This is a genomic window from Actinopolyspora xinjiangensis (assembly GCF_900104475.1).
Taxonomy (GTDB): Bacteria; Actinomycetota; Actinomycetes; order Mycobacteriales; family Pseudonocardiaceae; genus Actinopolyspora; species Actinopolyspora xinjiangensis.
Map to the genome: position 1 here is coordinate 331,700 of NZ_FNJR01000002.1, position 26,242 is coordinate 357,941.

The following is a 26,242-nucleotide window of genomic DNA, read 5'->3' on the forward strand; positions in this document are numbered from 1 at the left end:
GCCCGAGGCTGGTGAACCGCGCCCGGCTACAGGTGTTCGAGTCCCCCGTGGTTCGCCGATGCGGTGTGACGGGAACCTCGTTATCCGTGTGACGGGCCTCTCCGCGCCGGAGATCCGGTATGGTGGGCGGGGATGATTCGAGATCGACTTCACCCGGCGTCCGCCCGCGCGGCGGCAGACCGCTAGCCACGCCGATCGTGCCCGTGCCCTCCCGGGGTCCCGGTCGTCTTTCGAGGGCGCGCGTGCCGCACGAACGGATCTCACGGCGGATGCGTACCGTGATCGCCACGGGCGCACCGCTCACACCCGTGCACGGGCTGTTCCTGTGATCAGGAACACCCGCGAGCGGTGTCACATTTGAGGGGGCCGCCGAGGCGACGGGTCGCGTATTGGTGTGACCATAGAGGTATGGCTGGTAAATCCGATCCCACCCGGATTCTCATCCTCGGCGGCGGCTACGTCGGTATGTACACCGCGTTGCGCCTGCAGTCCAAGCTCGGCCGCCGTGAGGCTTCGGTGACGGTCGTCGACCCTCAGCCGCATATGACCTACCAGCCCTTCCTTCCGGAAGCGGCGGCGGGCAACGTTGAGCCCCGTCACGTGGTAGCGCCGTTGCGACGAGTGTTGAAGCGGTGTCACGTTCTCACCGCGCGTGTCACGGAGGTCAACCACGAGAAGCGATCGGTCACGGTGGAGGATGCCGAGGGCATCTCCAGTGACCTGGGCTATGACGTGCTCGTTGTCGCACTCGGGTCCGTCTCTCGTCTGCTGCCGATTCCGGGTCTGGCCGAACAAGGCATAGGTCTCAAGACCGTGGGCGAAGCGATCTATCTGCGCAACCACGTGTTGGCGAAGATGGACGCCGCCGCGAACACCACCGATCCCGAGTTGCGCAAGCGCCTGCTGAACTTCACCTTCGTCGGTGGTGGTTACGCGGGTACCGAGGCGCTGGCCGAGCTGGAGGACATGGCCAGGTACGCCACCCGCTACTACGAGTCCATCTCCCGCGAGGACATGAGCTGGTCGTTGATCGAGGCGGCCGGGCGGATCATGCCCGAGGTCAGCGAGAAGATGGGCGTCTACACCGTCAAAGCCCTCGAGGAGCGGGGGATCAAGGTCTACCTCAACACCTTCCTGAAGTCGGTGGAGAACGGCCACGCCGTGCTCTCGGACGGCACCGAGTTCGACACCGACACCCTGGTCTGGAACGCCGGTGTGAAGGCCAACCCCGTGCTCAAGAACAGCGATCTTCCGTTGGACGAGCGCGGCAGGGTCAAGGCGACCTCGCACCTGAGGGTCGAGGGACACCCCGAGGTCTGGGCCGCGGGTGACTGCTCGGCGGTGCCGGATCTCTCCAAGGCCGAGGAGGACCCCAACGCCACCTGCGCCCCATCGGCTCAGCACGCCGTCCGGCAGGCGAACCAGTTGGCGAAGAACCTCATCGCCGCGCTGCGTGGGCGCAAGACCGAGGCCTACCACCACCGCTACGCTGGATCGGTGGCCGGTCTGGGGCTGTACAAGGGTGTCGCCGACGTCTACGGCTTCAAGGCCAAGGGCTTCCTGGCGTGGTTCATGCACCGCACCTATCACGTGAGCAAGATGCCGACCTTCAACCGCAAGGCACGCATCGTCATCGACTGGACGCTGGCGTTCCTGTTCCGTCGGGAGGTCGTCTCGATGGGGCAGATCCAGAACCCGCGCGCCGACTTCAAGCGCGCCGCTTCCAGCTGAGCGCCCAACCGAGCCGCTCGATCGGCGATCACGTGATCGGTAACGGGCCGTGCGTCGGGAGACCGGCGCACGGCCCGCTGTGTGTGATCTTCCGTTTGTGTTGACTTTCTGTGACTTCTTCACGAGTATTACGAGAACGATCTCACCCAAAAGGGTGGCTCTGACAGTGCGTATGGCGCGTCAGTGTTGCTGTTTTTTACGCGCTGTGATCGGGTTTGCTCCAGATGGCGGTTTCGTTTCTTCTGGAACCAACGGCAGCATTGGCACGTCCTATCAAGGGGCCCAGCGTGGGTGGGCCACCGCAAGGCGGGTCGATGACCTGTCCGAAGGTGCGCCCCCGTAGCCCAATCGGCAGAGGCGGACGACTTAAAATCGTCGTAGTGTCGGTTCGAGTCCGACCGGGGGCACTGCTACTCACCTGGCGAAACTGACGGCGCGAGGGTTCACCGTCCCCCTCGTCCAACCGGTCCCCGTCAGGGTTTCGCGGCCGGTTCGAAGGTGTGCCGACGTCTCGGCGCCGCACCGAACCGCCCCACCGACTCCGCCGAGTCCACCGCGCCGCCGTCGAAGCCTCGTCATCGCGACCGGTCCCCACCGGCCGGAGCGTGCCTGACGAAGGCCGAAGCCCGTGTCGACGGAACCGGTGACCGTGGATTCGGCGAGGATTCCGCCACGCTGGTCGTGATGACGGCTCTGATGATTTCGGCGGAGGAGTCTCCCGCAGCGAGAGCGATCACAGCCTGAGCGCGGTACGAGATCGGCCCTTTACCTTCGCCGCACCGTGGCGAGCGCTCCGGGGCCGAACACGCTGATCGGTCCTGGTGGCCGAATCTGCTCGCGAGTACGTGACCGATCCCTACGGCAAAACGGACCCCCTCAGTGGGTTCGAGGGGCCACAACCGCCTGCGGCGGAGGGATCGGTTTCCCGGTTCCGGCTCATCCTCGCAACCCCTGAGGGGCTCCGGTTCGTTGTCTCACTCGCCGACGAGGTTGGCTAATCCATTATGTCTCGCGGTGCGCCGGAGTGAACCCTCCCGGGCTCCGGCGGGTGAGCCGCACCTGGTCGAGGGAGCCGATGGCCTCTCCGGCGCTGCTCGGATCGATTAGCGCTCACCCGCGGTGGCCACACGCGCCTGACTCCGAGGATCCGTGCATGACCGGAGTACCGACGAGAGCGGCAGCGGGGACGCCGGAAGCCCGGTGCTCGGCCACCGCCCAGCGGCCACGGCGACACCCGGTCCACCGGGCCCGCGACCGCCGGATCGGCCGCGAGCGGACCCGCTGTCGCTCGATCGTGTTCGGCCGATGACGTTGCGCTGCCCACACCGAGCGGAGTCGTTTCCGCCGGGATTGTTAGGTTCTCCTCCGCCAGTCGACCCGCCCCGGCAGCGCGCCGGGCGGTACAGGGAATCCGGTGCGAATCCGGAGCTGACGCGCAGCGGTGAGAGGGACGCGCGGAGCATCGGCCACTGAGACCAGCTCTCGGGAAGGCGCTCCACGCGGATGATCTCGAGCCCGAAGACCTGCTGGCAGCGGCGTCGCCCCAGGCGACGCGCGGAAACCGCCCGCACGGCTCTCGCGTACGGAGCCCCGACGGAGAAGGACTCATGAAGAGATCGTCCCGTGTCTTATCCCTGACCTGCCTGATTCCGCTCGGTGTCGGACTGCTGACCGCGTGCGGTGGCGGTTCTGAGACCTCCGCCGGTCAGGACAACGCCGCCGGATACCCCAGGACCGTCGAGAACTGCGGCAGGGAGATCACGATCGAAGCCCCGCCGGAGCGCGCGGTCTCGCTGAACCAGGGCTCGACCGAGATCCTGCTCTCTCTCGGTCTCGCCGACCGCATGGTAGGCACCGCCACCTGGACCGACCCGGTTCTGAAGGAGCTGGAGGAAGCCAATTCGAAGGTTCCCAGGCTCGCGGACAACGCCCCCTCCTACGAGCGGGTGCTGGCCGAGGAACCGGACTTCGTCTCCGCGTCCTTCGAGAGCACCTTCCAGGAGGTCTCCTCGCGCGACGACTTCGCCGAGCTGGGCGTGCCCACCTATCTTTCCCCGGCCGACTGCGTCAAGAACAACGAGGGCGACGGGGACGGTTCCCGCGACCAGCCGTTGGAGATGAGCACCGTCTACCGGGAGATCGAGGAGCTCGCGCGGGTCTTCGACGTCCCCGAACGGGGTGAGGAGCTCGTCGAGGAGCTGCGCGGCAGGCTGGATAAGGCATCCGCCGACATCGACGCCTCCGGCGTGAGCATGCTCTACTGGTTCGCCAACAAGGAGTCGCCCTACATGGCCGGCTGCTGCGGCGCCCCCGGCATCATCACCGAGGAGATCGGCGCGAAGAACGTCTTCGACGACACGAAGAAGGAATGGCCCCAGATCAACTGGGAGACCGTGGCCCAGCGCGATCCCGACGTGCTGGTCATCGGTGACCTGACCCGCGAGAGCCAGACCGCGGAGGAAGCCGCCCAGAAGATCGAGTTCCTGGAGAACAACCCGGTCACCAAGCACATGGACGCCGTGCGCGACGACCGCTACATCCGGCTCAGCGGTGCCGCCATGAACCCGTCGATCCGCACCGTAGACGGGGTGGAACGGGTCGCGGCCAAACTGCGTGAGTTCGGGCTCGCCGAGTGAGCGCTCCGCTGGTCCGGTCGCGCGGAGGTGCCGCCGCCGCTCTCTGGCTGGCCGGTCTGGTGCTGCTCGGGCTCTCCATCGCCCTCACCATCACGATCGGCCCGGCCGACATCGCCGTGACCGACGTGTGGGCGGTGGTGGGTGAGCGCCTCGGTTTCGGTGACGCCGGGCTCTCGTTGATCCGCGAAGGGATCATCTGGGACCTGCGGCTGCCTCGCACCGTGCTGGCGGCGGTGTGCGGGGCCGGGCTCGGGCTGTGCGGCGTGGTCATGCAGTCCCTGCTTCGCAACCCGCTGGCCGACCCCTACGTGCTGGGGATCTCCTCGGGGGCCTCCACCGGAGCGGTGCTGGTCGTGGTGCTGGGCATCGGCAGCGGGGTGCTCTCGTTGTCGCTCGGCGCGTTCCTCGGTTCGCTGGTCTCGTTCACGCTGGTGATGCTGCTGAGCCACTTCGTGGGCGGTACCGCCGATCGCGTGATCCTCGCCGGTGTCGCGGCCATGCAGCTGTTCTCGGCGCTGACCTCGTTCATCGTGATGTCGGTCGCCGACTCCCGGCAGACGCGCAGCGTGCTGTTCTGGCTACTCGGCTCGTTGAGCGGTACCGGCTGGTTCGAGGTGTGGTTGTGCCTGGGCGCGCTGTTGGCGGTGCTGGTGGTGTGCACCGCCAAGGCGAGTTCGCTGGACGCGTTCACCTTCGGCCAGGACGCGGCCGCCTCGCTCGGTGTCGCGGTGGCGCGCACCAGGATGCTGCTACTGGTGGTGACGGCACTGCTGACGGCCACGCTGGTCAGCTCCTCCGGGGCCATCGGTTTCGTGGGACTGGTGCTGCCGCACGCGGCCCGCGCCATCGTCGGCCCCGGACACCGCGGATTGCTGCCCACCACCGCGCTGGCGGGGGCGATCTTTCTGGTGTGGATCGACACGATCGCGCGGACGGCACTCGACCCACAGGAGATCCCGGTGGGCGTCATGACCTCGTTGGTGGGGGTGCCCGCGTTCGTGGTCATCCTCTACCGCAGCCGCAAGGTGCACTAGCTGGAATCCGTCGGCTCGGTTTCCGCGGCCGGTCGCGTGGCGGAACCTCTCGCGGGCTCTCGCTCCGGGAGGCCCGACATCGAGTAGGTACTACACGACGGGGCCTTCCTCGCGAGCGCACCACGAGAGGACCCGCGGCGGTGCCGATGGGAAGTGTGGTGGTTCGGTGCCGGGAGCGCCGAAGCAGCCGGGGAACAGGCCGACTCCACGCGCTCCGTGACTGGAGAACGACCACACAGCCGGTGTCTCTACCGGAGAAGGCAAGTTTCGTTACGAATGGCGGGGAGCGACGCTCATGAGTTTGTCGGCGGAGGAGGTCTCCTGGCGCACCGGTGGGAAGCTGATAGTCGACGGTGTCAGTATCGCCCCGGGTGAGGGGGAGACCGTCGGCCTGCTGGGCCCCAACGGGTCGGGCAAGTCGAGCCTGCTGCGACTGCTGTCGGGAGTGCGTCCGGTATCGGACGGTGTGGTCCGGCTCGACGGTTCCCCGATCGAGCGGTTCGGTCGGGGGAACGTGGCTCGCAGGGTGGCCGTGGTCGAACAGCACGCGGGAACCGAGGTGGACATGAGCGTGCTGGACGTGGTCCGCCTCGGCCGCATCCCGCACCGGCGCGCGTGGTCGGCCGCGACGGCCGAGGACGAGGCGGCGGTGCGCTCGGCCGTGGAGTACACCAGGTTGGCGGACAAGGTCGACCGGTCCTGGCACACCCTCTCCGGCGGGGAGCGCCAGCGGGTCCAGATCGCGCGGGCACTCGCCCAGCAGCCGAAGGAGCTGCTGCTGGACGAACCCACGAACCACCTGGACATCCAGCACCAGCTGGAACTGCTGGGGCTGGTGGTCCGGATTCCGGTGACCAGCGTCATCGCGCTGCACGACCTCAACCTCGCAGCCATGTTCTGCGATCACCTGATGGTGCTCGCGCGGGGGCGTGCCGTGGCGGCGGGCTCCCCGGAAGAGGTGCTCACCGAGGAACTCATAGCCGAGGTCTACAACGTTCGTGCCCGCGTGGCCCCGGAGGGGCCGGGAGGACGTCCCGCCATCCGGTTCTTCCCGGACTGAGCACGGTTCCTCCGCCTCTCCCGGCGGAGGCACCGGCTCGGTGAGGGCGCACCCCGGAGCTGGGGGTCGGGGTGCGCCCTCCGCTCAGCGCTTGTAGGGGCGCTTCTCCTTCGCCTCCTTGAGGGCCTTGGCCCACCAGGACAGGTCGTCGAGCATCATCTTGGCCGCCGCGCTGCTGCCGGCCCTGTCCTTGGGCAGCCCCTCCTCGTCGAAGGCCTGCGCGGCCCACTGGAAACTCACGGTGTCCCGGACGGTCATGGCTCGGACCTCGGCGAAGACCTGTCTGAGGTTCTCCACCGCGTGCAGTCCGCCCGCGATGCCGCCGTAGGAGACCAGCCCGACCGGTTTCGCGTACCACTCGGACTTGTGGTGGTCGATCGCGTTCTTCAGCGCGGCGGGGAAACTGCGGTTGTACTCGGCGGTGACCACCACGAACGCGTCGGCGGCTTCGAGCCGCTCGTGCACCGGGCGTTTCGACGTCGCCGTGGCGGCGCCGGTCGCGGCCGGTGCTCGGCCCATGTCGATCGGAAGTTCCACCTCGGCCAGGTCCACCAGGTCCACCTCGAAGTCCCCGTGGCGCTCGGCCTCGGCGGCCACCCACTCGCCCACGGTGGGGCCGAAGCGTCCCTCCCGGACGCTGCCGATGATCACTGCCACGCGTAGCTTCTCGTCGGTCATCTCGTTCCCTTCGGGCCTCGGAACGGGGAAGCCCCGTTCCGCCTGTCGTCGTCGAGATCGAAACTAAGAGTTCGAGATGACTCGAAGTCAACTCCCGATTTCGTGGAGTCGTGGTGATCCGCTCGGCACGGCCGGGGCGATCTCCCGTTCGGAAGCGCGAACGGGTCGGGGCGCTCCGACGGGCGGCCGGAAGGCTCCGTCGTGGCCGCCCGTTTCGCGTACAATCCGGACCTGTCATACGACACGGTTCCGTCCGTGGCTGAACGTGTTCGCCGAGTGGGTGTGTGGCGCGAGTGATCGAGTAACCGAGCGGTGGTCGATCAGCGGTCGGTCAGCGATCCCGGCTTCGACTCGCCCCGGACTCGGCTCTCGTGCCGGTCGGCTGGTTACCGGCTGTCCCGCCCTCCGTGATCGAATGCGCTCGTGGCACCCTGGCGGGGTTGAGCCCTGCGGTTCGTGTCGGGGTGCGGCTGTGCAGGTAGAGCCCGGGTAAGCGCGCCGGGCGACGACCAGGAGTGAACGCGTGGAGCAATTCTTCGGCTTTATCCTCTACCCGGTCTCCGGGCTCCTCTGGGTCTGGCACCAGATCTTCGGTGCCGTGTTCGGCCCGGACCACGGCATCAGTTGGGTGCTTTCGGTCTTCTTCCTGGTGTTCACGCTGCGCGTGCTGCTGCTCAAGCCCGCGTTGAGCCAGATCCGGGCGGGGCGCAAGATGCAGAAGTTCGCCCCGCAGATGCAGAAGATCCGGGAGAAGTACAAAAACGACCGCCAGAAGATGGCGCAGGAGATGCAGCGGATGCAGTCCGAGCAGGGGGTCAACCCGCTCGGTGGCTGCCTTCCGGCGCTCGTGCAGATCCCGGTCTTCCTGAGCCTGTTCCACGTGCTGCGCGGGTTCGACCCCACCGAGGAGAGCGAGGGCAACTTCGTCTTCGGCCCGGAGGGTGTCCGGTCCTTCGTCAACGCCGACATCTTCGGCGCCAAGCTCTCCAACTGGATCACTCAGCCCGAGCAGCGGCTGGAGCAGTTCGGCACCACCCGTCCCGATATGATCGCGGTGGGCATCCCGCTGATGATCGTCGCCTCGGTGGCCACCTACTTCACGATGCGGATGTCGATGAAGCGGCAGTCCGACGCCGCGATGGCCAATCCGCAGAGCGCGATGATGGGCAAGGTCATGATGTACCTCGCTCCGATCGGTGCCCTGGTCTCCGGCTGGTTCCTGCCGCTGGCCGTGTTGTTCTACTGGCTCGCCAACAACGTCTGGACTCTGGGCCAGCAGCACTTCCTCACCAACAAGGTCGACCGGGAGGAAGAGCGCAGGAAGGAACAGGAGATCGCGGCCAAGAAGGAGGCCCCGCGCCCCAAGCCCGGTCAGAAGCCCAAGCGCGATCGGCAGGGATCCGGAGGCACGGCGACGGACGAGACCGTCGAGGCCGAGGCGGGAACCGGCGACCCGGAGGAGGAAGGCGGTTCCGTCGGGACGAAGAGCGGGTCTTCTTCGAAGAACGGGTCCACCGGCAAGAAGACCGCCCAGGGGGCCAACGGCTCCAAGACCGGCTCCGGTGGCTCGAAGTCGGCGGCGGGCGCCAAGTCCGGCGGTGGTTCGGGCGGCGCGGCCAAGGGCGGCGCCAAGTCCTCGGGTTCGGGCGGCGGCTCCGGGAACAAGAAGGGGCAGCAGTCCAAGAACCGTTCGGGCAAGCAGACGCCCGCACAACGCAGCCAGAAGAAGCGACGCTGAAACCGTGATGTTCCCGAAAGCGTGAGGCGCTGGGGAACGCACCGCGATTACGGGTAAAGTGCGTTTTACGTGACGCGGGAACCGATCAAGGTGCCCGATCGTTGTCACGGGTGACGGCGCACGCACGCCCGGGAGGATGACTTGCGCACAAGCAGCAACCCTGCGTTCAAGAACCTGCCCAAGGGTGGGGGGTACGCGAACTTCAACTACGGCCAGCCCGCCGGTGCCTTCGGCACCCAGGGGCAGGCCCCCACCGCTCCGCAGCAGACCGGACGGCCGCTGTCGATCGACGACATCGTGACCAAGACGGCGATCACGCTGGCGATCACGATCGGCACCGCCGCGGCCACCTACATCATCGGCGGTGCCGCTTCCTGGGGTCTCGTATTCCCGGCGGCGATCGTCGGGTTCGTGCTGGCGATGGTCAACATCTTCAAGAAGAAGGTGAGTCCGGCACTGGTCATCGCCTACGCCGCCGTCGAGGGCGTGTTTCTCGGGGGAGTTAGCCACCTGTTCGCCACCATGGTGAACCCCGGGATCATCATGCAGGCCATCGTGGGAACGATGGGCGTGTTCGCGGCCATGCTGGTGGTCTACAAGACCGGGGCGATCCGGGTGACCCCGAAGCTGACCAAGTGGGTCATCGGCGCCGCGGCCGGTGCCTTCACCCTCATGCTGGTCAACCTCATCGCCGGCTTCTTCGTCGAGGGCGGGATCGGAATCCGCAGCAGCGACGGAGGTCTGCTGGCCATCGGCTTCAGCCTGCTGTGCATCGGCATCGCCGCCTTCGTGTTCCTGTTGGACTTCGACGAGGCCGATCGGGCCATCAAGAGCGGCGTGGACGCCAGGTTCTCCTGGTACATCGCGTTCAGCCTGATGGTCACGCTGGTGTGGCTGTACCTGGAGATCCTGCGACTGCTGTCCTACCTGCAGAACGACTAGTGGCAGCACGCCCGCGGTTCGCGGGAGTCCCGGAACGGGGCCTCCCGGCCGCTCGCACTCCGGTGTGAGCGGCCGAACCGGGTGACGCGGACCAATCGAAGCGGCGCCCGCCCTCCACGACGGAGAGCGGGCGCCGCTTCTGCTGCTCCGGGGGCGCCGCGTGGCGGTGCCCGGCGATCACGACCCGCCCCGCGGCGAGCCGTGACCGGCTCCGGAATTCAGCTGAGTCGCTCCAGCACCATGGCCATTCCCTGGCCACCACCGACGCACATCGTCTCCAGGCCGAACTGCTTGTCGTGGGTCCGCAGCGAGTTCAGCAGCGTGTTCGTGATCCGCGCACCGGTCATGCCGAACGGGTGACCGACCGCGATGGCGCCGCCGTTGACGTTGAGCTTCTCCAGCGGGATGCCCAGTTCCCGGTAGGAGGGGATCACCTGGGCGGCGAAGGCCTCGTTGATCTCCACCAGGTCCATGTCGCCGATGCTCATCCCGGCGCGGTCGAGCGCCTGCCGTGATGCCTCCACCGGGCCGAGCCCCATGATCTCCGGCGAGAGGGCCGTCACCCCGGTGGAGACGATCCGTGCCAGCGGGGTGAGTCCCAGCTGCTCGGCCTTGCGGTCGCTCATGATGACCAGCGCTGCCGCGCCGTCGTTGAGCGGGCACGCGTTGCCCGCTGTCACCCGCCCGTCGGGGCGGAACACCGGCTTGAGGCCGGAGACCGCCTCCTTGGTGACCCCGGCGCGGGGGCTGTCGTCGGTATCCACGACCGTGCCGGACGGGGTGGTGACCGGGGTGATCTCCCTGGCCCAGAACCCGTTCGCCGCCGCCTTCTCGGCGAGGTTCTGGGAGCGCACCCCGAACTCGTCCATCTCCTCCCTGCCGATGCCCTTGGCCAGCGCCAGGTTCTCGGCCGTCTGGCCCATCGGGATGTAGACGTCGGGGATCGCCCCTGACGCGCGCGGATCGATCCACTCGTCCGCCCCGTTCTCGGCGGCGTGCTGGGTGCGTCGTTGCGCCTCGTCGAACACCGGGTTCGCGGTGTCCGGCAGCGAGTCGGAGTTCCCCTTGGCGAAGCGGGAGACCGTCTCGACACCGGCGCTGATGAACACGTCGCCCTCGCCCGCCTTGATGGCGTGCATGGCCATGCGGGTGGTCTGCAGGCTGGAGGAGCAGTAGCGGGTGATCGTCGTGCCGGGGAGGTGGTCGTGACCGAGCAGCGTGGCGACCACGCGCCCCATGTTGTAGCCCTGCTCACCCCCGGGCAGTCCGCACCCGAGCATCAGGTCGTCGATCTCACGGGGGTCGAGCTCGGGCACCTTGTCCAGCGCGGCCCGCACGATCTGCGCGGAGAGATCGTCCGGTCGCATGTCCACCAGCGATCCCTTGCCCGCGCGTCCGATGGGGGAACGGGCGGTCGCGACGATGACTGCTTCGGTCATGTCGGGAACTCCTTCGCGGTTGCTGCGTGTTCTCGGGTGAATTCCCGCGGTCCCCCGCCGGGGGCACACACGGTGGAATGTGCTCACCCTAGGCGTCGAGCCGCTGTTGTCGCGGTGATCGTGCTCACGATAACGTCATACCGACTGGATGGTACGCCTGCACATTCCCTGAAAACAGGGAGATGAGGTTGTGTCGGTGCGGTTTGCCGGGGTGGTGCTGTGGCGGAACCTCCGGGGGCGCCTCGCCGCGGGATCCTCGACATCGAGTAGTTACTACGCCACGTCGAGGCTGTCCTCGCGAGACGACCCGTGAGAACCCGCGGCGGTGCCGACTGCGTGAGTGGTCGGGGTTCGGCCCGCGTCGATGTCCCGGTGATGTCGCGAGGAATCGACGGAGCCGGGCCCGACCGTCTCACCGACCAGCATGCCGCTCCACAGCCGAGGACACCCGCCACACCTCCACCAAAAACATTCCAGGAGTGTTGCAGCCACCCCTGAAACCACCCGAGAAATCGCCGCCGCTCGGACGGGAACAGGCCCACACCTCCGGATCCGCCGCGCGAGCCGCCTCGGAGAAGGCTTTCCGGGGGTGAGGCTCGCGAGCCGGTGAGCATCGCTCTCAGTCGTCCGCGCGGTGGCCCCATCGCAGGTTCAGTCTGGCGACGAGTCGCCGCGTCGGCCTGCGCGCCTCGACCGTCTCCGAGCGCACCGGAGCACTGGGGACCGGCGCGCCCGTCCAGGCGCCGATCGCGTCGCACAGCGTCGGCAGCAGCAGGTCCGCGGCCATCTCGTACCCCGCGGCCGAGGGGTGGAAGCGATCCGGCCCGAACAGCTCCACCGGGCGTGTCAGGAACTCGGGGGAGAGCAGGTCGGCCACCGGCACGGCGTGCCCACCGGCACGTTCCACAGCCCGGCGCTGTTCGCGCGCCAGAGTGAGACTCCGTCTGCGGGCGATCGAGCGCAACGGCTGGGGGATGGGCCGAATCACCCCGAGATCAGGGCAGGTCCCCACGACCACCGCCACTCCCGCGTCGGTCATCCGCGCCACGCCCCGTTCCAGCAGTCGTGTGCTGGTGCTCACCGGTAGCCGGGTGGTCACGTCGTTGGCACCGATCAGCACCAGTGCCAGCCTCGGGGGATCGCGAAGCACCACGTCGATCTGCGCGTCCAGCCGCCTGGTGGTCGATCCCACGACGGCGTGGGTGCTCAGCCGCACCGGACGTTCCAACTCGTCGGCCAGGCCGGTGGCCAGTCGTACCCCCGGCAGCTCCGAGGCCACCTCCACCCCGAGCCCGGCCGCGGAGGAGTCCCCCAGCACGGCGAAGTCCAGCGGGGAGTCCGTGCCGGACTCACCGCCGGTGGGCGAGTACGTGCCGTCCGCGTGCAGCGGCCCGTCGTCGGGTGCGCCGATGACGCGCCTGGCGTACCTGGACTGCTCGTTGAGCAGGCCGTAGGCCGCGCCGGAGAGTCCACCGAGCGAAGCGGTGCCGATGGCGGCCAACCGCAGCAGCCGTGCAGCGATCATCGTTGCCTCCCCGAGTCTCGCGGACGCCTCGGACACCGCTACGACGAATGGTCACGCCCCACGGGCGAAGTCGCATGTGCGGCGAGTCCCAACCGCGTTCGGTCGGACGTCCTGAACCGGTCGAAGGTCTCGTACCCGAATATCGTTTACCCGGCTCGCGTGGTTAACGGGTGTAGCGCGGGCGAACGGGTGAAAAACGCCGCTGAACAGTCGGTTCGTTTCGCTCGACAACACTCCACCCCGCCGGGAGTGTCGCGACGTCGATGGGGAGACTGCTTGGTGGGCAGTGTTTGCCCGGAGGAGTTCGTGCGGATCCGTGGCGGCCGCACGGCACACGGCCGAGACGAGGAGAGGACCCGCCGTGGACTACGTGGAGCACGTGGCCGATCTTGTCGGTGACACACCGCTGGTGAAGCTGAACGAGTTGACGCAGGGGTTGAGCCCCTCGGTGCTGGCCAAGGTCGAGTACTTCAACCCCGGCGGCAGTGTGAAGGACCGGATCGCCGAGCGCATGATCGAGGCCGCCGAGGCCTCGGGTGAACTGCCTCCCGGAGGCACCATCGTGGAGCCGACCTCGGGCAACACCGGAGTCGGACTGGCGATGATCGCCCAGCGCAAGGGTTACCGTTGCGTGTTCGTCTGCCCGGACAAGGTCAGCGAGGACAAGCGCAACGTCCTGGAGGCATACGGGGCCGAGGTCGTCGTGTGCCCCACCGCGGTCCCTCCCGAGCACGAGGACTCCTACTACAGTGTCTCCGACAGGCTGGCCGCCAAGGAGGGGCACTGGAAGCCCAACCAGTACAACAACTTCGCCAATCCGGAATCGCACTACCACTCGACCGGACCGGAGATCTGGGAGCAGACCGAGGGGCGTGTGACCCACTTCGTGGCGGGAATCGGCACCGGCGGCACGATCTCCGGCGTCGGGCGCTACCTCAAGGAGGTCTCGAACGGCCGGGTCCGCATCGTCGGCGCCGATCCGGAGGGCTCGGTCTACTCCGGTGGGCACGGGCGTCCCTACCTGGTCGAGGGTGTCGGGGAGGACTTCTGGCCGACCACCTACGACCGCGAGATCTGCGACGAGATCATCTCCGTCTCGGACGCGGACTCCTTCCGGATGACCAGGGAACTGGCGAGGCAGGAGGCACTGCTGGTCGGTGGCTCCTGCGGGATGGCCGTGGTCGCGGCGCTGCGGCTGGCAGAACGAGTCGATCCCGACGACGTGATCGTGGTGCTGCTGCCCGACAGCGGGCGCGGATACCTCACCAAGGTCTTCAACGACTCGTGGATGGCCTCGTACGGCTTCCTCTCCCCGGACCACGGCGGTGGCACGATCGGCGACGTGCTCCGTCGCAAGGACGGCACGATGCCCGAGCTGGTGCACGTCCACCCGAGCGAGACGGTCGCCGAGGCCGTGGCGATCCTGCGTGAGTTCAGCGTTTCCCAGATGCCGGTCGTCAACGCCGAGCCCCCGGTCATGGCGGCTGAGGTCGCGGGCGCGATCAACGAGCGCGATCTGCTGGACGAGCTGTTCGCGGGGAGGGCCAACTTGGCCGATCGGGTCGAGACCCACATGTCGCCGCGCCTGCCCACGATCGGTGCCGGGGAGGACATCACCTCCGCCATGCGGGCGCTCAAGAACGATGACGGGGCGCTGGTGCTGGTGGACGGCAAACCCGCCGGAGTCGTCACCCGCCAGGACGTGCTCGCCTTCATCGCGGGCCGTTGAGCGGAATCGACCGCCCCACCGCTCGGTGCCCCGTTGTACAGGGACTCCCGAGGAGCTGTTACAGGCTGGCCCCAGCGGTGGGTGTCGTCGGATACCGTAGGCCGCGTACACGCCCAGGTTCACGCCCAAGGGGGTAGGAAAACCCGATGAGCTCTCCGCAATCACCCGAAGGTGGTAACCAGGAGCAGCAGCCGGACTCGTCCGCCGAACAGTGGTCCGGCACCGCTGAGTCCGACGCGTCCACCCCGGACTCGACGCAGACGATCTCCTCGCGGATGAATCCGCCGGAGTCGGAGCAGCCGGAGAGCGGGCAGCAGGGCGATCGGAGTTCCGGCGCGGATTCGACACAGGTCGTCAACCCCGCGCAGGCCATGCGACAGATGGAGCAGTCCACACCGCAGCAGCCTCCGCAGGAGGGCGGGACCACGCAGGTCGTTCCGCCGTCGATGCAGCAGCCGCAGCCGATGTACGAACAGCCCGGGCTGAGCGGGCAGCAGTCGGGCGGTTTCGCCGCCCAACCGCCCGGAACCCCGCCGCCCCAGATGCCCGGCCAGCCGCAGCAGCCCGGCATGCAGGGACCGGGCATGCAGGGACCGGGTATGCAGGGACCGGGTATGCAGGGACCGGGTATGCAGGGCCAGCCGCCCCAGATGCCGGGACAGCCCTACGGTCAGCCCGGTACTCCCAGCGGTGGGTTCCCGGTGCAGCAACCGCCTCCGGGCCAGCCCGGCCCGTTCGGTGCGCCGCAGCAGCCGCCGCAGCAGCCGCCGCAGCAGGGCGGCCAGCAGTCCGGAGCGGTCGCCCCGGCCGGACCCCCGGTGGAGTGGGGCGCTCGCGCGAAAAGCTTTCTCATCGACGGCATCGCTCCCGGCGTGGTTTACGGCATCATCTACATGATCGCCATGGCTCTGCTGTTCGGTGGTGCCGCCAGCAGCGTTTCCAGTGGCGGGACGAGTGGCGGTGGTGCCGCCCTGTTCGGCGGGATACTGATGTTTCTGGCCGTGGTCGCCCTGATCGGCTTCCTGGTCTGGAACTACGGCTACAAGCAGGGAACCACCGGCCAGTCCCTCGGTCGCGGCTTCGCCAAGACCATGCTGATCAGCGAGACCACCGGCAGGCCGGTCGGGTTCGGCTACGCCTTCCTGCGCCACCTCTGCCACATCCTCGACGCCCTTCCGGTCTGCGTCGGCTTCCTGGCGCCGCTGTGGGACCCCAAGAAGCAGACGTGGGCCGACAAGATCATGGGAACCGTCGTCGTCCCGGCGGTCCCCGCCGGTCCCGGTGGTGGACCGGGCGGACAGCCTGGAATGCCCGGCCCTCCCGGGATGCCCGGTCAGCAGGGCCAGCCCGGCATGGCTCCGGGCCAGCAGTACGCCCAGCCCTACGGCCAGCCCCATCCCGGGCAGCCGATGCCGGGGCAACCCATGCCCGGACAGCCCATGCCCGGACAGCCCATGCCCGGGCAACCGCCCCAGATGCCGGGTCAGCCCCCGCAGGGGCCGCCGCAGCAGGGCCAGCCGGGAATGCCGGGACAGCCCTATGGTCAGCAGTCCGGGGGATACCCGCCCCAGCAGCCCGGTCAGCCACCGCAGTGGTGACCGCCACGACCGCGTCCGCGGCAGGGACGTTCCCCGGTATCCCGTGAGGCTCGCGGGCGGGCTCACTTCCAGTGAGCGAGCCCGCCCGCGAACTTCGTCCGCGTCCCGGTTTCCCGAAGGGCGAAGCCAGCACGTGTCCGGGTGGTCTTTCCGTCCGAGCTCGTTCCGAGCCCCGACCGGGGGACGAGTAGGGTTTCCGACATGACCGACGGTTTCGCCACCCGCGCCATCCACGCGGGTCAGCACCCCGACAGTTCGACCGGCTCGGTGATTCCGCCGATCCACGCGACATCGACCTACGTCCAGGACGGCGTCGGAAACCAGCGAGCCGGATACGAGTACTCCCGCACCGGCAACCCCACCCGCACCACACTCGAGGAGTGCCTGGCCGCGCTGGAGTCGGGGCACTACGGGCGGGCGTTCGCCTCGGGCATGGCCGCGACCGACGCCGTGCTGCGCAGTGTCCTTCGTCCGGGCGATCACCTGGTCATTCCCGACGACGCCTACGGCGGCACGTTCCGGCTCATCGACAAGGTGCTGACCGGCTGGGGCGTGGAGTACACCCCGGCCCGTGTCTCCGATGTGGACGAGGTGCGCGCGGCGATCCGCCACAACACCAAGGTGCTGTGGGTCGAGTCGCCCACCAACCCGCTGCTCAACATCGCCGACCTGGCGGCCCTGGCCGAGCTGGCCGCCGAGACCTCCACCCGGCTCGTGGTGGACAACACCTTCGCCTCCCCCTACCTGCAGCAACCGTTGGAGCTGGGTGCCGACGTGGTCGTGCACTCCACCACGAAGTACCTCGGTGGCCACTCCGACGTGGTCGGCGGGGCGGTGGTCACCTCCGATGAGGAGATCGCCTCCGGGGTCGCCTTCCTGCAGAACACCGCCGGTGCCGTCCCCGGCCCGTTCGACGCGTGGCTGACCCTGCGCGGCGTCAAGACCCTCGCCGCGCGGATGGAGCAGCACAGCTCCAACGCGGCCAGGATCGCCGAGGCGTTGCGGGAGCATCCCAAGGTCACGAGGGTGTTCTATCCGGGACTGCCGGAACACCCCGGGCACGAGGTGGCCGCGCGGCAGATGCGCCGGTTCGGCGGCATGGTCTCGTTCACCCATGCCGACGGGGAGCGGGCCGCCGTGGACGTCTGCGCCCGCACCCGGTTGTTCACCCTGGCCGAGTCGCTGGGTGGGGTCGAGTCGCTGATCGAGCACCCCGGCAGGATGACCCACGCGAGCACGGCGGGATCGCTGTTGCAGGTGCCGGCCGAGCTGGTCCGGGTCTCCGCCGGTATCGAGGACGTCGACGACCTGCTGGATGACCTGCTCGCGGCCCTGGAGTGACCTCTCGGGCTCCGGCCGCGGTTTCCCGAGCCACCGGGTGGTGGCCCGACGCGGTCTTCGGGTTCGCCGTGGCCGCCGGCGACTCCGCGAGAGATCACCGCGCCGGTGAACGGGGCTCGCGGCGGCTGCCGCGATGGCATGGGAAATTCGCCGCGCACCGGGTGTCCGAGACCGTCCGGACGGTTTCCGAGCTCGGTGCTCAGGGGCGCAGTCCGGGAGGGCTACCGGCTCCCTCCACCTTCCAGGAAGGGGCCGGTGCTTCGCGAGCGGGACGTTCCGCCGGGTCCACGGGCAGGTCCTCGCGGCTCACGCAGCCGCCCACCAGCCGCACCACGTCCCCTTCCGCCTCGTAGCTGCCGGGGTCCTCGCAGCCGGAGCGGACCACGGTGAACACGGCGACAGCGCACAGCACGGCCGCTGTGGCGATACCCGCGACCAGGGGAAAGGCTCCCTGGACGGTGCTAAGCCGTGGCATGGGGCCTCCAGGCGCGGTGACGGTGGGGCGGTCGACGATCCGGTTCGACGGGACGCGTCACCGAGCTTACCGAAACCGTTTTCCGCTCACGCGGTGTCGGTAACAGAACACGAAATGTCTTCTGGTGTCTGGCGCGCGGTGGGGGCTCCCACCATCCGCGGGCGGAAACCGAGTGGTGGCGTCCCGCGGGACACCACCACCTCGTGCTTCGCGGGCACCGACGGGATCACGGCTGGTTCGGGGCGTAGCTCGTTCGTCGGTAGCGCGAATCGACCTTCAGAGAGGTTCCCCGCCGGCAGGCCGGTCCAACTGACCGCTGGTCGACCGGCACGCGAAGTTACGCGGACCTCGGGGAGAGCGGAGGATGAGCCGGTCCGGGAGCGACTGTCCGGTTCGGCCCCGGACCGGCCGTCCCGTTCGGACTCGGACCGGGGCGGTCCCGGAATCACCGATGCCCGCCCCCGACTCGCCGTCGAGGACGGGCGGTTTCGGTCATCACCCGACCTGAACCGATGCTACCCACCGGTCCCCGCGCTACCGGCAGTGTCGATCTCGAAGCACTCGGTCGAGTGGAAACTTCGGCACTTCCGAGTGAAGTCGCTCGACTCGTCGTGTTCTGTTTCGAATTCCTCCGAAACGGCACCGCAGCAAGCGCGCCCGGAACGCGGCCGCGTCCCGGGCACCTCGGGTGTTCCGTGACGCGGCGGGGCACCGGATCGGCCCGAACTCCACGGACGCCCGAGGTTCCGGTGCGTTCTCCGGTCAGAGGTTCCCGCGCAGCTGCTGCTCCCGCTCGATCGCCTGGAACAGGGCCTTGAAGTTGCCGATACCGAAGCCGAGAGAGCCGTGACGCTCGATGAGCTCGAAGAACATCGTGGGGCGGTCCCCGATCGGTTTGGTGAAGATCTGCAGCAGGTAGCCGTCCTCGTCCCGGTCGACGAGAATCCCGTGCTCCTTGAGGGTCTCGATGGGTAGACGCACCTCGCCGATCCTGGCCCGCAGCTCGGGGTCGTCGTAGTAGGAGTCGGGAACGCCGAGGAACTCCACCCCCGACGCGCGCATCGCCGACACGCTGGAGATGATGTCATTGGTGGCAAGTGCGATGTGCTGGCACCCCGAGCCGCCGTAGAACTCCAGGAACTCGTCTATCTGCGACTTCTTCTTGCCGACGGCGGGCTCGTTGAGCGGGAACTTGACCCGGTGGTTGCCATTGGCCACGACCTTGCTCATCAGCGCCGAGTACTCGGTCGCGATGTCGTCGCCGACGAACTCGGTCATATTCACGAAGCCCATGACCCGGTTGTAGAAGGCGACCCACTGGTCCATCTCCCCCATCGGCACGTTGCCGACGCAGTGGTCGATCGCCTGGAAGATCCGCTTCGGAGCCCCCGCCGGCTTGCGGTACCCGCTGTCCTTGGCGACGTAGCCGGGGAAATAGGGGCCGGAGTAGTCCGAGCGGTCGATGAGGCTGTGCCGGGTCTGCCCGTAGGTCGCTATCGAGGCGAAGCGCACCGTGCCGTGCTCGTCGGAGACGTCCCTCGGCTCCTCCAGCACCGTGGCTCCCTGCGCACGGGCGTGCTCCACGCACTTGTCGACGTCGGCGACCTCCAGCGACAGATCACCGACGCCGTCCCCGTGCTCGCGGTGGTGGTCGGCCAGCGAGCTGCTCGGATCGACCGCGCCCTTGAGCACGAACCGCGCCGAACCGGACTTGAGCACGTAAGCCCGGTGGTCCCGGAAACCGGTCTCCGGGCCCCGGTAGGCGATCAGCTCCATCCCCAGCGCGCTCTGGTAGAACACCGCGCTCTGGGTCGCGTTGCCGCAGACGAACACCACCGCGTCCATGGCCTTGACCGGGAACGGGTCTCTGCTCGGGTCGTGGGGGACGAGGCCGACGAGTTGCTTCATCTGGTCGAACGTGACGTCGTCTCGCTCCGCTGTCGTGCTGCCGTGGTTGGCGGTCTCGGTCACGATGTCCTCCGGCTGGATGGGAACTCGATGCACCGCAAGCCTGCGAGCACCGCACATCCTGCGCAACAGGTGGATTCACCGCTGTACAACCTGCTCGGTTCGTGGTCGATTGGGGCGGGCACGGTTGCCCATCCTGTATCGCCCCGAAACGTTTGGAGCGTGTCTTGAACACTACAAGGGGTGACGATCCCCTCGACGAGTTGGACGCGCGGCTGCTGCTGTTGCTCTCCGACGAACCTCGCCTGCCCGTGCTGGAGTGCTCCCGCAGGCTCGGAGTGGCGCGCGGCACCGTGCAGGCACGCATGGACCGGATGATCCGCCACGGCATACTGCGCGGTTTTCCCCCGGAGCTCGACCTCGCCGCCGTGGGATACGGGCTGACCGCCTTCGCGGTGCTGGAGATCGCCCAGGGGCAGCGGGGCGTCGTGGCCGATCAGCTCGCCGCGATAGACGAAGTTTGCGAGGTGCACGCCACCACCGGTCAGGGCGATCTGTTCGTGCGGATGGTCGCGCGCTCCAACGATGACCTGCAGCGCGTCATCGACCGAGTGGTGGCGGTCCCCGGCGTGCGGCGCACTTCCACTTCCATCGCACTGTCCACACCGGTGCCTCCCCGGGTACGTCCACTGCTGGAGCGGCTGGCCGCCGAATGAGGTTCCGAACTCCGTAAGGTGGGAAGCGGGCCGGGGCTTCGCGGCGGGCCCCGGCGAACCGCTCCGGGGGTCTCGGGCCGCTCACGAGCTCGAACGGTGTCGGAGCCGTACGGCCGCGGACGCGCTGATTCCGGTGGGAAACGCGTGAGCCGGGAGAACTCCCTCGGGCCGGAGCCGGACGACTCCGGGTGACCGGATCGGGAGGGCGGTCCCGACGGGAAACACCGGCGGTGTGGGACGCACCGCCGGGCTGGGGCCTCAGCCTTGGAACGGCTCCGCTTTGAGCAGGGTCACCTGCATCTTGCCGCCGTTCGGGAGGTCGTACTCGCACACGTCGCCCTCGGCGGCGTCCAGCAGGGCCTTGCCGAGCGGCGAGCTGGGGGAGTAGACCTCCAGGTCGCCGTGGGCGCCTTCCTCGCGGTTGGCGAGCAGGAACTTCTCCTCCTCGTCCTCACCCTCGAACCGGACGGTGAGCACCGAGCCGGGGCGCGCCACTCCGGACTCCGTGGGAACGTCACCGACCTTGGCGTTGCGCAGCAACTCCTGCAGTTGGCGGATTCGCCCCTCCAACTGGCCCTGCTCCTCGCGCGCGGCGTGGTATCCGCCGTTCTCCTTGAGATCGCCCTCTTCACGAGCTTCGTTGATCTTCGCAGCGATCACCGGGCGCTCGGCCACGAGCTCGTCCAGCTCACCCTTGAGCCGGTCGTAAGCGTCTTGGGTCAGCCAGGTCGCCTGGGTATCGCTCACGGTCACCACTCCTCGTCGACTGCGGTTCCGCGCTCCGCGGACCGATAGCTTTCGCACTCCGAAGAGCTCGGAATGGAAAAACACGGCCCGTGCGGGGCCGTGCTGGTAACGACAATAACACGAGTAAAGGGGTGCTGTGGGGGATTTGATCGGTACCACCGGAGTGCTGTGGCGAGTTCACCCGGATGGCCGTGTTCGATCACGGAGATAATTCGGCACATCGTAGGAACAGCCGAAAACCTCACCGGTTACCGGAGACTCGGAAGTGGTCAGTACCGTTTCGCGGTAGGTGGTCGTCTCGCCCGGTGGGATGTAGACCTCCTTGCGGCCGGCCTCCTTGCCGGAGACCCCGCGCGAGCGGACCACGCACTCGGCGGGCCTGGCGGGCTCGTCGCGTCGGACCTCCAGGGTGATGTGCACGGAGTTCTCGCCGCGGATGTCGAACCGGGAGGCCTTGCCCTCGATGGGAGCGCTGCCGAAGTTGCGGTAGGCGAGGACCGAGAGCGCGACTCCGAGCACGATCACCAGCGCGATGGCCGGCCACGCCGGCCACCGTCCGCCGCGTCCGGAACCGCGCGCGCCGTACCTGCCTTCGGGGATTCCGGATCCCCTTCCGGGGGAACCTCCCTCGGGTGAACTCGTCAAGGTCTCCGCCTCCCGACACCTCCGGTGGCTCGTTCCACCCACATCGGGGGCTGCCGCCGGTCGGCATCGACGTTCGGGAACAATGGAAAGCGACCTGCGGTTGAGTATCCCTGGGGTGTGCCGCCCGGAGTCGGCGGGGGCGGTACAGGTGTCGACAGCCAGACGGGAAGGATTACCGGACATGGCGGAGAAACTTCGCCTGATGACTGTGCACGCTCATCCGGACGACGAGTCCAGCAAAGGAGCGGCCAGCACGGCTCGTTATGTGGCGGAAGGCCACGACGTGATGGTCGTCACCTGCACCGGAGGTGAGGCGGGCAGTATCCTGAACCCGGCCATGGACCGGCCGGGAGTGGTCGAGAACATGCCGGAGATCAGGCGGCGGGAGATGGCCGAGGCGGCGGAGATCCTCGGCGTGCGTCACCGGTGGATGGGATTCGTCGACTCCGGGCTCCCCGAGGGAGACCCGCCACCGCCGTTGCCCGAGGGGTGCTTCGCCAAGCAACCTCTCGAGGTGCCCACCGAGGAGCTGGTGCGGATCGTGCGCGAGTTCCGGCCGCACGTACTGGTGACCTACGACGAGAACGGCGGTTATCCGCATCCGGACCACGTGAAGTGCCACGAGGTCTCTATGGCGGCCTTCGACGCGGCCGGGGATCCGGACAGATTCCCCGGGGCGGGTGAACCCTGGCAGCCGCTCAAGCTGTACTACGGCCACGGGTTCTCCCGGAAGCGGATGCAGCTGTTCCACGACGCGCTGCTGGAACGTGGCATGGAGTCGCCCTACGGCGAGTGGCTGCGCAAGTGGGACAGCTCACGGCCGGACCCCTACGAACGGGTGACCACCCAGGTCGAGTGCGCCGACTACTTCGAGGTGCGCGACGACGCGCTGCGGGCCCACGCCACGCAGATCGACCCGAACAGCCGGTGGTTCGCCGTTCCGCTGGAGATCCAGCGTGCGATCTGGCCCACCGAGGAGTACGAACTGGTGCGATCGTTGGTGGACACGACGCTTCCGGAAGACGACCTGTTCACCGGGGTGCAGGAGCGGGTGCACGCATGACAGTGCTCGGTTGCGCGGGGGTGCTCGCGGCGGAGTCACACCCGTTGACCACGGTGGTCGCGCAGGATTCGGGACCGGGGGTGCAGGACGAGGGGTTCGGCAAGTCCACCCCGCTGGCGCTGTTCCTGATCCTGGTGCTGCTGATCGCGGTGGTCCTGCTGGCCCGCTCCATGAGCAGGCACCTCGGCAAGGTCACCAGCCGGTTCGACGAGGAACGGGCCGCTGCCGCCGCGCCGAAGCGCGTCAAACGCGCCGAGGCCGCCCGGCGGCGGGCCGAGGCCGACTCCGCCGGAGCCGACACCTCCGCCGAGCGCGCCGGCGCTTCCGAGGACCCGCCCGGGGCCGATGAGGCCGCCGAGCCCACCGGCACCGGCGATTCCGGTGCCGAGGGAGCGGAGAGCACTCCCGGCGGGGAGGACGAGTCGCGGGAACGCGAGGAGCGGCCCCGCCGAGAGTGAGTACGCCGCACCTCCGGACGCTCTCCACGACGGGACCGACGCGGGGCTCGGACGGTCGTTCCGGCGCTGCCCTCGGGCCTCGTGGTCGAGGGCGCTCGTCCCCCTCTTCCCGGAAGAGGACTCCCGGGAAGAGGGTGGGGAGCCGGTCTCACAGTCGGGGATCGACCGGGTCCGACTCCAGCGCCAGCACGGCCGAGACGCATTCGTGCAGCCGCCACAGCGGCTCCCCCTCGGCGAGCCGGTCGAGCGCTTCCAGGCCGAGGCCGTGCTCCCGCAGCGCGAGCGACCGCTTCCGCCCCAGCGAGCGCTTCCGAAGCCGTTCGAGGTTGTCCGGCTCGGTGTACTCGGGTCCGTAGACCAGCCGCAGGTACTCCCGTCCCCGCACCTTGACACCGGGCTGGACCAGGCCGTCGCGGCCGCGCGAGGCCGCCGTGCGCGGTTTGACGACCATACCCTCGCCACCTTCGGCGGTCAGCTCTTCCCACCACCGGGTGGCCGCCGCCACTGATTCGGCGTCATCGAGGTCGACCGAGCGGCGACGGGTCACCCGGAAGAGGGTCGGATCGGCCTCGGCGAGCCGGTCGGCCGTGGTCAGGTGCCACTCGTGGTCGGTGCCGTGATACGTCCTCCCTTCACTGGCCAGGAGCTGGAACGGCGCGAACCGCATCCCCTCGGTGCCGCTGATGGGGTGGCAGTGCTCGCGGTAGGCCGAGCGGAAGCGTTCGACATCGGTGTGCTTGGCGCCGAAGCGATTCTCCAGCTCGGCGACGTCGAGGCCGCGCCGTCCCGCCTCCCGCAGGCTGTGCAGCGCTCCGGCCAGCGAGCTCTCGGCGGCCGTGGCGGTGGCTGCGTAGTGATCCCCGATCAGTCCGGCGGCCTTGGCGTTCCAGGGCAGCAACTCGGTGTCCAGCAGCAGCCAGTCGGTGTCGAGCTCGTCCCACAGCCCGATCCGCTCCACCGCCCCACGCAGCCCGGTCAGCAGGGTGTTCGAGGTCGCGGCGTCGAAGAACGCGCGACCGGTGCGCGTGTACACGGTGCCGGGCGTTCCCACCGGATCGGTGGCCGTGCCGAATCGCTCCCGAGCGGTGCGGGCGTCCCGGCAGAGCAGCACCACGGCGCGCGAGCCCATGTGTTTCTCCTGGCACACCAATTCCCGCACGCCCTGGCGCCGGTAGTCGGCGAACGCCCGCTCGGGGTGCTCCAGCAGCTGCCCCTCGGGCACCGTGCCGCAGGGAGCCATCGTCGGCGGCAGGTAGGGCAGCACGCGCGGGTCCACCGCGAACCTGCTGAGTACTTCGAGGGCGGCGGCGGACTGCTCGGCTCCGATCGTCACCCGGCCGTGGTGTCTGGTGCGCACCACCCGGCGGCCGGTCACGTCGCCCAGGTCGAGGGTGCCGGGCTCGCGCCGCGGCGTCCGCTCGGGTGAGTTCTCCCGAGCCTCCCCGCCCCGCTCGTCCTGAGGGGCCGGGCGCAGCGGGTGGGCGGGTTCGCTGTACGTCCGTTCCGCCGGTACGGACACCGTCTCGCGCTCCGGATAGCGCAACGCCGTGAGTTCACCGCCGAACACGCATCCGGTGTCCAGGCACATGGTGTTGTTGACCCACTCCGCCTCGGGGACGGGTGTGTGCCCGTACAGCACCATCGCCCTGCCCCGGTAGTCCTTCGCCCAGGGGTAGCGCACCGGCAGCCCCCGCTCGTCGGTCTCGCCGGTGGTGTCGCCGTACATCGCGAAGGCGCGCACCCGGCCGGACGCCCTGCCGTGGTAGCGCTCCGGCAGCCCGGCGTGCGCCACCACGAGGTCGCCCCCGTCGAGCACGTAGTGGGCCGTCAACCCGTCGCAGAAGTCACGGGCGCGCCGCCGGAACCCCTCGCCCTGCTCGGCGAGCTGGTCCAGCGTCTCCCGCAGTTCCTCCGAGACCCGTACCTTGCGGCCGTTCAGCGCCCTGACGAGCTTGTGCTCGTGGTTGCCGATCACCGCCAGCGCGTTGCCCGACTCCGCCATACCCATCGCCAGCCGGAGCACGCCCGCGCTGTCCGGTCCTCGGTCCACCAGGTCCCCGAGCAGGATCGCGCGTCTGCCCGCCGGGTGCTCGGCGTCGACCGCGCGCCCGGCCTCGTCGCGGCGCAGCCGGTAACCGAGCTTGTCCAGCAGCGCCTCCAGCTCGGCGCGGCAACCGTGCACGTCCCCGATCACGTCGAACGGGCCGGTGTCGGCGCGGCGGTTGTTGAACAACCGGGTCCACCGCGGCGTCGCGGAATCCACTTCGGACTCCTGTCGCAGCACGTGCACCCGGCGGAAGCCCTCCTTGCGTAGTCCTTTCAGCGACCTGCGCAGTTCCCGGTGCTGGCTCCGCACCACACCGGGATCGGGGGCCCCGACACGTTCGGCGTTGCGCCGCAGGCAAACCCCTTCGGGCAGGTCGAGCACCACCGCCACCGGCAGCACGTCGTGCTCGCGGGCGAGCCGGATCAGCGACTGCCTGGCATGCGCGCGCACGTTCGTGGCGTCCACCACCGTCACCCGTCCCGCGGCCAGTCGCTTGCCCGCGATGTAGTGCAGCACGTCGAAGGCGTCGGCGGTAGCGTCCTGGTCGCCCGGATCGTCTGCCACCATCGCCCGGCACCGGTCGCTCGACAGCACCTGGGTCGGCGAGAAGTGCCTGGCAGCGAAAGTGGACTTGCCGGAGCCGGAGGCGCCGATGAGCACGACCAGCGCCAGCTCCGGCAGGTCCAGTTCGACCCCGCCCGTGTCGGTGGTCCCGTCCTCGGTCTCGGTCAT

Annotated in this window: 20 protein-coding genes, 1 tRNA gene and 1 riboswitch; of the genes, 13 read left to right on the forward strand and 8 right to left on the reverse strand. The window is 68.8% G+C overall.

Going from position 1 to position 26,242, the window contains the following annotated elements; genetic code table 11:
• Positions 1–408 precede the first annotated feature (408 nt).
• The 5 genes from BLQ75_RS04170 (at position 409) to BLQ75_RS04190 (ending at position 6,461) form a co-directional block, all read left to right on the forward strand.
• Positions 409–1,731 carry an NAD(P)/FAD-dependent oxidoreductase gene (locus BLQ75_RS04170; RefSeq protein ID WP_092597974.1) on the forward strand — a complete coding sequence of 441 codons (1,323 nt, stop codon included), beginning with the start codon at positions 409–411 and terminating at the stop codon, positions 1,729–1,731.
• A 333-nt stretch (positions 1,732–2,064) separates the two neighbouring features.
• Positions 2,065–2,138 (forward strand) — tRNA-Leu (locus BLQ75_RS04175).
• Between the two features lie 945 nt (positions 2,139–3,083).
• Positions 3,084–3,276: riboswitch (cobalamin riboswitch) on the forward strand.
• Between the two features lie 62 nt (positions 3,277–3,338).
• On the forward strand, positions 3,339–4,367 hold the full coding sequence (locus BLQ75_RS04180) for an ABC transporter substrate-binding protein (RefSeq protein ID WP_092597977.1): 1,029 nt from the start codon (positions 3,339–3,341) through the stop codon (positions 4,365–4,367).
• Positions 4,364–5,401 carry a FecCD family ABC transporter permease gene (locus tag BLQ75_RS04185; protein WP_092597980.1) on the forward strand — a complete coding sequence of 346 codons (1,038 nt, stop codon included), beginning with the start codon at positions 4,364–4,366 and terminating at the stop codon, positions 5,399–5,401. Before BLQ75_RS04180 ends, BLQ75_RS04185 begins: the two co-directional genes overlap by 4 nt.
• A 295-nt stretch (positions 5,402–5,696) precedes the next feature.
• Positions 5,697–6,461 (forward strand): ABC transporter ATP-binding protein, encoded by a 765-nt coding sequence (locus tag BLQ75_RS04190; RefSeq protein WP_092597983.1) that lies wholly within the window; start codon positions 5,697–5,699, stop codon positions 6,459–6,461.
• An 84-nt stretch (positions 6,462–6,545) separates the two neighbouring features.
• On the opposite strand, the gene BLQ75_RS04195 is transcribed toward BLQ75_RS04190, so the two are convergent.
• A complete protein-coding gene (locus tag BLQ75_RS04195; RefSeq protein ID WP_092597986.1) occupies positions 6,546–7,139 on the reverse strand; it encodes an NADPH-dependent FMN reductase in 594 nt (197 codons plus the stop codon).
• 523 nt (positions 7,140–7,662) lie between these two features.
• Between BLQ75_RS04195 and yidC the strand changes: the two genes are divergently transcribed.
• A complete protein-coding gene (yidC, locus tag BLQ75_RS04200; RefSeq protein WP_092597989.1) occupies positions 7,663–8,877 on the forward strand; it encodes a membrane protein insertase YidC in 1,215 nt (404 codons plus the stop codon).
• A 141-nt stretch (positions 8,878–9,018) separates the two neighbouring features.
• Entirely contained in the window at positions 9,019–9,819 is an 801-nt protein-coding gene (locus tag BLQ75_RS04205) for a Bax inhibitor-1/YccA family protein (protein WP_092597991.1), read from the forward strand.
• Positions 9,820–10,037: 218 nt separating this feature from the next.
• Here BLQ75_RS04205 and BLQ75_RS04210 read toward each other — a convergent pair whose 3' ends face one another.
• Positions 10,038–11,258 (reverse strand): acetyl-CoA C-acetyltransferase, encoded by a 1,221-nt coding sequence (locus BLQ75_RS04210; protein WP_092597993.1) that lies wholly within the window; start codon positions 11,256–11,258, stop codon positions 10,038–10,040.
• A 619-nt stretch (positions 11,259–11,877) separates the two neighbouring features.
• Entirely contained in the window at positions 11,878–12,783 is a 906-nt protein-coding gene (locus BLQ75_RS04215) for an SGNH/GDSL hydrolase family protein (RefSeq protein ID WP_092597996.1), read from the reverse strand.
• Positions 12,784–13,144: 361 nt separating this feature from the next.
• Here BLQ75_RS04215 and BLQ75_RS04220 point away from each other — a divergent pair, with 361 nt between their 5' ends.
• The 3 genes from BLQ75_RS04220 to BLQ75_RS04230 all read left to right on the forward strand — a co-directional run bounded on the left by BLQ75_RS04220 (position 13,145) and on the right by BLQ75_RS04230 (position 17,451).
• Entirely contained in the window at positions 13,145–14,512 is a 1,368-nt protein-coding gene (locus BLQ75_RS04220; protein WP_092597999.1) for a cystathionine beta-synthase, read from the forward strand.
• 146 nt (positions 14,513–14,658) lie between these two features.
• Positions 14,659–16,110, forward strand: a complete 1,452-nt coding sequence (locus BLQ75_RS04225) for an RDD family protein (protein ID WP_092598002.1) — start codon at positions 14,659–14,661, stop codon at positions 16,108–16,110.
• 201 nt (positions 16,111–16,311) lie between these two features.
• On the forward strand, positions 16,312–17,451 hold the full coding sequence (locus BLQ75_RS04230) for a cystathionine gamma-synthase (RefSeq protein ID WP_092598005.1): 1,140 nt from the start codon (positions 16,312–16,314) through the stop codon (positions 17,449–17,451).
• Positions 17,452–17,650: 199 nt separating this feature from the next.
• Here the strand turns inward: BLQ75_RS04230 and BLQ75_RS04235 are convergent, their stop codons facing one another.
• Together BLQ75_RS04235 and hppD are read right to left on the reverse strand one after the other, a co-directional pair.
• Entirely contained in the window at positions 17,651–17,926 is a 276-nt protein-coding gene (locus tag BLQ75_RS04235; protein WP_211481145.1) for a hypothetical protein, read from the reverse strand.
• 762 nt (positions 17,927–18,688) lie between these two features.
• A complete protein-coding gene (hppD, locus tag BLQ75_RS04240; RefSeq protein ID WP_425286434.1) occupies positions 18,689–19,834 on the reverse strand; it encodes a 4-hydroxyphenylpyruvate dioxygenase in 1,146 nt (381 codons plus the stop codon).
• 227 nt (positions 19,835–20,061) lie between these two features.
• Between hppD and BLQ75_RS04245 the strand changes: the two genes are divergently transcribed.
• Positions 20,062–20,550 carry an Lrp/AsnC family transcriptional regulator gene (locus BLQ75_RS04245; protein WP_092598427.1) on the forward strand — a complete coding sequence of 163 codons (489 nt, stop codon included), beginning with the start codon at positions 20,062–20,064 and terminating at the stop codon, positions 20,548–20,550.
• 258 nt (positions 20,551–20,808) lie between these two features.
• On the opposite strand, the gene greA is transcribed toward BLQ75_RS04245, so the two are convergent.
• Positions 20,809–21,297, reverse strand: coding sequence for a transcription elongation factor GreA (gene greA / locus BLQ75_RS04250; protein WP_170837312.1), 489 nt, complete (start codon positions 21,295–21,297; stop codon positions 20,809–20,811).
• A gap of 177 nt (positions 21,298–21,474) precedes the next feature.
• Positions 21,475–21,942 (reverse strand): DUF4307 domain-containing protein, encoded by a 468-nt coding sequence (locus BLQ75_RS04255; RefSeq protein ID WP_244515223.1) that lies wholly within the window; start codon positions 21,940–21,942, stop codon positions 21,475–21,477.
• Between the two features lie 181 nt (positions 21,943–22,123).
• Between BLQ75_RS04255 and mca the strand changes: the two genes are divergently transcribed.
• Together mca and BLQ75_RS04265 are read left to right on the forward strand one after the other, a co-directional pair.
• Positions 22,124–23,005 (forward strand): mycothiol conjugate amidase Mca, encoded by an 882-nt coding sequence (mca, locus tag BLQ75_RS04260; RefSeq protein WP_092598016.1) that lies wholly within the window; start codon positions 22,124–22,126, stop codon positions 23,003–23,005.
• Positions 23,002–23,463: a hypothetical protein gene (locus tag BLQ75_RS04265; protein WP_211481147.1), complete on the forward strand. Its 462-nt coding sequence runs from the start codon at positions 23,002–23,004 to the stop codon at positions 23,461–23,463. Before mca ends, BLQ75_RS04265 begins: the two co-directional genes overlap by 4 nt.
• Positions 23,464–23,611: 148 nt before the next feature.
• Here the strand turns inward: BLQ75_RS04265 and BLQ75_RS04270 are convergent, their stop codons facing one another.
• The gene (locus tag BLQ75_RS04270; RefSeq protein WP_092598429.1) at positions 23,612–26,242 is read right to left on the reverse strand and encodes a polynucleotide kinase-phosphatase; all 2,631 of its coding nucleotides are present in this window, start codon (positions 26,240–26,242) and stop codon (positions 23,612–23,614) included.